We start from the raw sequence: 882 nt of genomic DNA on the forward strand, positions 1-882 counted from the left end.
ACTCGCATTCCCTACCGGACCACATTCCGATCTCGGCGGCCGCGAGCGGATCGAAGTCGTCGCCGAGCGCGAGATCGCGTGCCAGCGCACCGATCAGTCCTGCGCGTGCGCCCTTGCCGTCGCCGACCGGAAAGCGCGCGAGCGCCAGCAGCGTGTCGCGCCGCTGACGCTCGGCCGGCGACTCGCCGAACACGTGCAGCCCGTCGCGAATCTGTGCTTCCTTCAGTTCACACAGCCACGCGTCGACGCGCGTGAGCAGCGCATCCTCGTCGCCCGTGTCGCGCGGCGGCGACACGCTCAGTTCGTCGTGCAACCGATGCTCGGCGATCGTGGCGAGGATCGTCTTGCGCAGCAGCTTCGCGCGCCGCGCATCGACCATCAGTGCTTCGTAGTATTCGTCGACCTGCCGCTCGAGATCCTGCAGCGGGCCGTAGTTTTCCGCGCGCGTGAGCGGCGGCATCAGGTGATCGATGATCACGGCCTGCGCGCGGCGCTTCGCCTGGCTGCCCTCGCCCGGATCGTTGACGATGAACGGATACAGGTGCGGCAGCGGCCCGAGCGTCAGGTCGGGCCAGCACGCGTCGGACAGCGCGACGCTCTTGCCCGGCAGCCATTCGAGGTTGCCGTGCTTGCCGAGGTGGATCACCGCGTCGATGCGATACGCATCGCGCAGCCAGAAATAGAACGCGAGATACGCGTGCGGCGGCACGAGATCCGCGTCGTGGTAACTCGCGTAGTCGTTCTCGCCGCGCGAGCGCGACGGCTGGATGCCGACGAACACGTTGCCCGCGCGCCAGCCGGCGATCGTGAAGCGCCCTTGCCGCAGCGTCGGGTCGGCTTCGGGCGGGCCCCAGCGTTCGTTCAGCGCATCGCGCACGGCCG

General features: G+C 68.9%; 1 protein-coding gene. It reads right to left on the minus strand.

Annotated features, from left to right (window positions below):
• A partial coding sequence (locus tag G3N99_RS41035) for a cobaltochelatase subunit CobN (protein ID WP_206125288.1) occupies positions 1–882 on the minus strand: 882 nt, incomplete at both ends.

The sequence above is a fragment of the Burkholderia sp. Ac-20392 genome (assembly GCF_017104585.1).
GTDB lineage: Bacteria > Pseudomonadota > Gammaproteobacteria > Burkholderiales > Burkholderiaceae > Burkholderia > Burkholderia lata.